This window comes from Micromonospora sp. 4G55 (genome assembly GCF_016803375.1).
The window spans coordinates 1-2,557 of sequence record NZ_JAEVHN010000792.1 but is presented as its reverse complement, the minus strand read 5'-3'; the positions used below and the strand labels follow the sequence as shown (position 1 = coordinate 2,557).

Sequence of the window (2,557 nt, the reverse complement as noted above, 5' to 3'; positions counted from 1 at the left end):
TGGCGGCGGTGGGCCGGCGGGGGCTGCGCAGCGTGGGCGCCGTCGGCCGGGGAGTGGACGGTGAGCGGCGGGCTGCTGGTCGCCGGCACCACCTCCGACGCGGCAAGAGCGTGCTCACCGCCGGCATCTGCCGCTGGCTGCACCGCCGGGGGGTCGCGGTGGCCCCGTTCAAGGCGCAGAACATGTCCAACAACTCGGCGGTGGTCGTCGGCCCCGACGGCCGCGGCGGCGAGATCGGCCGTGCGCAGGCGATGCAGGCGGCGGCCTGCGGGCTCGCCCCCGACCTGCGGTTCAACCCGGTGCTGCTCAAGCCCGGCAGCGACCTGGCCAGCCAGGTGGTGCTGCTCGGCGAGGCCGTCGACACCGTCACCGCCGGCAACTTCCGCGAGCTACGGCCCAAGCTCGCCGAGACCGCGTACGCGGCCCTGGGCGAGCTGCGCGAGGCGTACGACGTGGTGATCTGCGAGGGCGCCGGCAGCCCGGCCGAGATCAACCTGCGGGCCGGCGACTACGTCAACATGGGGCTGGCCCGGCACGCCGGCCTGCCCACCATCGTCGTCGGCGACATCGACCGGGGCGGGGTGTTCGCCTCGATGTTCGGCACCGTCGCCCTGCTCGACCCGGCCGACCAGGCGCTGGTCGCCGGCTTCGTGATCAACAAGTTCCGGGGCGACCTGGGGCTGCTCCAGCCGGGGCTGGACATGCTGCGCGGGGTCACCGGCCGCCCGACGTACGGGGTGCTGCCCTGGCACCTCGATCTCTGGCTCGACGCCGAGGACTCGCTCGCGTACGGGCGGGTGCTCGGCCGGCCGGCCGCGCCACGCGGCACCGACTGGCTGGACGTCGCCGTGGTCCGGCTGCCCCGGATCAGCAACGCCACCGACGTCGAGGCGCTCGCCACCGAGCCGGGCGTGCGGGTTCGGCTGACCGTCGAACCGGCCGAACTGGCCGCCGCCGACCTGATCGTCCTGCCCGGCTCCAAGTCCACCGTCGCCGACCTGGCCTGGCTGCGCGAGACCGGCCTCGCCGACGCCGTCACTGCGCATGCCGCCGCCGGCCGGCCGCTGCTCGGCATCTGCGGCGGCTTCCAGATGCTCGGCCGGGCCATCCACGACCCGGTGGAGAGCCGCCGGGGCAGCGTCCCCGGGCTGGGCCTGCTCCCCGTCGAGATCACCTTCGACCCGCGCAAGACCGTCCGGCAGGCGGTGGGCACCGCCGTCGGTGGCGTCCCGGTGCGCGGCTACGAGATCCACCACGGGTACGTCTCCACCGCCGACCCGGGCCTGCCCCCGCTCCTGACGTACGCCGACGGCGACGGCGAGGGCGCGCGGCTCGGCGCGGTGTACGGCACCCACTGGCACGGCGCGTTCGAGTCCGACGAGTTCCGCCGTCGGTTCCTCACCGAGGTGGCCCGGACTGCCGGGCGGCACGGTTTCCAGGTGGCGCCGGACACCGCCTTCGCCGCCGCCCGCGAGCGCTCGCTGGACCTGCTCGGCGACCTGGTGGAGGAACACCTCGACACCGACGCGCTGTGGCGGCTGGTCGAAACCGGCGCGCCGCTCGACCTGCCGTTCATCCCGCCCGGCGCCCCGTCGACGCCCTGACCGGCCGTCCCGCCCCCTGATCCGCAACCGACCCGCGGCCGCGTTCCGTCGTCCCCAGCGATCTTGCACTTTGAGCCCTTCCAATGCCCCAATTGTGCGGGATGTCGGGGCAGGAAGTGCAAGATCGGCGGAGGAGGGCCAGCGGGGGCGGTCGGGCTGGAAAGGGGCTCAGGGGCGGATGTCGGCGGGCTCGTCGGAGAAGGGCAGCCCCGCCTCCCGCCACGCCTGCACTCCGCCGATCATGTCGGTCGCGTTGCGCAGTCCCAGCGCCTGCAGGCTTGCCGCGGCGAGGCTGGAGGCGTAGCCCTGCCGGCACACCACGACGATCTCCCGGTCGTACCCGGTCGCCTCGGGGATGCGCCACTCGCTCGCCGGGTCCAGCCGCCACTCCAGCACCGTCCGGTCAATGACGACCGCGCCGGGCAGTTCGCCCTGCTCGCGGCGCTGCGACTCGGTACGGGTGTCGACCAGCAGGGCGCCGGCCCGCACCGCCTCGACCGTCTCCTGCGGACTCAGCCGGCGCAGCCCGGCACGGGCCTGTTCCAGCAGGGCGTCCACGCCCGGACTCATCACGTCATGCAGCACATTCAGATCATGCCGGTCACCAGGAGCGACCGCCGGGCGAAACGGCCGGGCGGAAGACGGAACCAGGCTCACGGGGGACAACACCGCGATTACTCGGCGCGACCAGGGCAGACGGCCACCGGGCCGGGGGTCGCGCGGCTCCCGGCGGCGCTAGCGTCGGCCGGGTGACAGGAGACCGGGAGGACGCCGCCGAGGAGCCTAGCCGGGTGATGCCAGACCGAGGGGACGCCGCCGAGGAGCCTAGCCGGGTGATGCCAGACCGAGGGGACGCCGACGAGGAGCCCGGCCGGGTGATGGGAGACCGGGAGGACGCCGCCGAGGAGCCCGGCCGGGCGCGGGTGGCGGTGGTCGAGGCGTACGCGGCGCTG

The 2,557-nt window shown here is 74.7% G+C and carries 1 protein-coding gene and 1 pseudogene; one reads left to right on the top strand and one right to left on the bottom strand.

The window, feature by feature from the left end; translation table 11 throughout:
- The first annotated feature begins 60 nt into the window (after positions 1–60).
- Positions 61–1,604, top strand: a pseudogene (locus JNW89_RS34250) (cobyric acid synthase).
- A 168-nt stretch (positions 1,605–1,772) separates the two neighbouring features.
- Here the strand turns inward: JNW89_RS34250 and JNW89_RS34245 are convergent.
- Positions 1,773–2,174 carry a rhodanese-like domain-containing protein gene (locus JNW89_RS34245; protein WP_154942725.1) on the bottom strand — a complete coding sequence of 134 codons (402 nt, stop codon included), beginning with the start codon at positions 2,172–2,174 and terminating at the stop codon, positions 1,773–1,775.
- Between the last annotated feature and the right edge of the window lie 383 nt (positions 2,175–2,557).